Below are 3017 nucleotides of genomic sequence, written 5' to 3'. Positions count from 1 at the left end.
TCCCAATGGACTGATGAGCAAGACCAACCGGCGCCGGCTACGGCGTCAACAAGCCGGGGCTACAGCCTCACAGGGTGGGCCAGATTTCATGTCGCCGGAGGACCAATTCCGGATGTCGCTTGACACCCCCCGTCCAACAGCAAGTCCCGGGTCGATGCCACCAGCGGTGGCACGGCCCGGGACTTTTGCTTTGGTGTCGCGCTCAGCAGCCGCGATTGAGCATCCAGGGGCGGGTGCCGCTCTCCTTGAGCCGTGGCTTGCCGGTGGCTTCTTTGGTTTCCTTGCGAACCAGACGCGGCTCGGATTGCTCCTGCTTCAGGCGAAACGAACCGCTGAGTGACATGACCGGCGTGAACACGCGGACGCCCTCGGCGGTGCAGGTGGGGCAGTTGGTTTCCTTGTGGCGCTCATCAATGCTGCGCCAGACCTCATAGTTCTCACAGCCATTGCTGCAGCTGTATTCGTAGACGGGCATCGCGGGACGAGGGGAACGACGGAGGAAAAGACTTGGCCGCCAGGAACAGAGGCAGACCAGACCATCGAGAGACAAGAAAAAGGGGCCTGGTGTCCAGGCCCCTCTCTCCAGTCGGCCGATCAGCAGGGGAGGATGTCCTTGTCGAAGATCCCGGTGGGGATGGCCAGGGTGCAGCAGGCGTTGGGGATGTCGACGATGCCGCTGATCCTGCCCTCCACCGGCGCACAGCTCAGCAGCAGGTAGGCCTGCTCGCCGGTGTAGCCAAACTTCTTGAGGTACTCGATGGCGTTGAGGCAAGCACGCCGGTAGGCGATGTGGACATCCATGTAGTACTGCTTGCCTTCGAATTCATCCACGGAGATGCCTTCGAACACCAGGTAGTCGGTGTAGTGGGGTTCCACCGGGCTGGTCTTGAACATGGGGTTGACCATGCCATACTTCGCCATGCCGCCCTTGATGATCTCGACGTGGAGGTCGAGATAGCCGGACATCTCGATGGCGCCGCAGAAGGAGATCTCACCATCCCCCTGGGAGAAGTGAATGTCGCCCATCGAAAGCTTGGCCCCTTCCACATAGACCGGGAAGTAGATCCGGGTGCCCTTGGTGAGGTTCTTGATGTCGCAGTTGCCGCCGTGCTCCCGGGGCGGCACCGTGCGGGCCGCTTCGTTGGCCACCCGCTCGAACTCACTGGCGGGGAGGGTGCCCAGGATGGCGCTGTTGGGATTGGGCAGGGCCGCCAGCACCGGCTCGCTGCCGGAGAGGCCGGCGCCGTAGGTGCGGCGGTCGGGGGCGGTCTTCACCAGTTCCGTCTCGCGACGGTTCCACTCATTCAGCAGCTCCTGGGAGGGGGCGCAGCCGATCAGGCCGGGGTGGGTGATGCCGGCGAAACGGACACCGGGAATGTGGCGGGAGGAGGTGTAGATGCCTTCCAGATCCCAGATGGCCTTGGCGGCCTTGGGGTAGTGATCGGTGAGGAAACCGCCACCATTCTCCTTGGCGAAGATGCCCGTGAAGCCCCACTCATCCCCCTGCAGCGCACCGACATCAAGGATGTCCACCACCAGGATGTCGCCGGGCTGGGCGCCGTTGACCCAGATCGGGCCGCTGAGAACGTGAACGACTTCGAGATTCACATCCTCGATGTCCTTGGGGTCATCGTTGTTCTTGATCTGACCATCGGTCCAGTCCTTGCATTCGATCCGGAAGACGTCACCAGGATTCACCGATGCCACGGCAGGAATGTCCGGATGCCAGCGGTTGTGCCCAGGCATGTCCTGCTGATCCATCGGCTTGGTCAGATCGACGGAGAAGAGTGTTTTGGGCATCGAGGAACCGAGGCGCAATTTCCCATCCATCCAAAAGGATGGCCTGCGGCTCGAAAGTGTCGATTGCTACAGGAAACTGGCGGCCATTGTCCGCTTCAGTGAATGGAATCAAGAATCATTCTCAAGCTGGGAGCAGCGTTTCCATGCCCGTCAGCCGCCGGATGATCAGGTGTCGTCGAAATCCCCTTTGCGGCAGAGATTGTCCTTCAAACGCGACACCCAGACGCTGGGGTCCAGCTTGCCGATCTGTTCCGTGCGGCCATCAAAATGGAACAGAAATTGCCAGCGATTCTTGACAGGAAATGTTACCTTCGCGTTGAGATTGCTGATCGGATCGCCGAAGACGTTGTCATAGGTTTGCCAGCCCGGCTCTCCCTTGACGCTGCAGATCGCCGTGATTTCGTACATCTGACCCTTGGCATCGCCGCCCCCCGAGGTGACCTTCACCACACCCTTGTGCAGCCCATTGGCAACACCCGGTTTGAACGCCCGCACCAGCTCCACCCGGCTGCCATCCACCTCCACCAGCAGGTCCCCTGGTTTGGCGTCCTGAATCGCCACTTCCTTCGGGGTGGAACCGCAACCGGCCAGGGCAAGGCCGACACAGGCCAGCAGTCCTGCCAGGTGCTTCCGGGACACCAGGCCCCCCACAGCGTCGGACAAGGTGATCGATCGACTCTGGGGCCAACCTATGACGACGCCAGCAGCCGCCCCCAGAGATCCAGGGCCCCGGCGGGCACGGGCAGGTCGGTGGCGCCGCAGCGCCGGATCGGCCGGCAGCCCAGGCTGTTGATCAGCAGGGCCGCCTCGCTCGCCAGCAGGTCCGCCACAGACAGCCGCTCCTCCCGCACCAGCCCCAGGGCCAGGCCGCGGCCACGCATCACCCCCGGCAGGCAGCCGCTCGCCAGCGGCGGCGTGATCCACTGGTCCTTGAGTCGCACAAGCAGGTTGGCGCTGGTGCCGCAGCAGAGGTCGCCGCCGCTGCCGAGCAGCAGGGCGTCATCGGCCCCGGCGGCCCGGGCCTCCCGCAGGGCCGCGATGGCACCGCCGTAGGCGAAGGTCTTGCAGCGGCTGACCAGGCTGGCCGCGTTGCGCCGCTCCACGCCGCTGACGATCACCGCCACCGGGTTGGCGTTCGGGGTCCAGGGGCTCAGCTGCAACCAGAACCGGGGGTGGCCCTGGGGTTCGCCCGGCCCCGGCAGCGCCAGGCCCCGGCC

Annotated in this window: 4 protein-coding genes; all 4 read right to left on the bottom strand. The window is 64.1% G+C overall.

The genetic code is table 11. The annotated features are described in order from the left end of the window. Positions 1-202: 202 nt before the first annotated feature. Entirely contained in the window at positions 203-475 is a 273-nt protein-coding gene (locus VB737_RS16020; RefSeq protein ID WP_500314421.1) for an FmdB family zinc ribbon protein, read from the bottom strand. A gap of 119 nt (positions 476-594) precedes the next feature. Further along, a complete protein-coding gene (fmdA, locus tag VB737_RS16015) occupies positions 595-1800 on the bottom strand; it encodes a formamidase (protein WP_323304129.1) in 1206 nt (401 codons plus the stop codon). Between the two features lie 165 nt (positions 1801-1965). After that, the gene (locus VB737_RS16010; RefSeq protein ID WP_500314419.1) at positions 1966-2463 is read right to left on the bottom strand and encodes a hypothetical protein; all 498 of its coding nucleotides are present in this window, start codon (positions 2461-2463) and stop codon (positions 1966-1968) included. A 26-nt stretch (positions 2464-2489) separates the two neighbouring features. Then, positions 2490-3017: aminotransferase class IV (locus VB737_RS16005; RefSeq protein WP_500314417.1), on the bottom strand; the 528-nt coding region annotated here is incomplete at its 5' end.

This window comes from Synechococcus sp. BA-120 BA3 (genome assembly GCF_034931285.1).
Classification (GTDB): domain Bacteria; phylum Cyanobacteriota; class Cyanobacteriia; order PCC-6307; family Cyanobiaceae; genus Cyanobium.
Note: the sequence above shows the minus strand (reverse complement) of the source record. Positions and strands in the feature narration are given on the sequence as shown.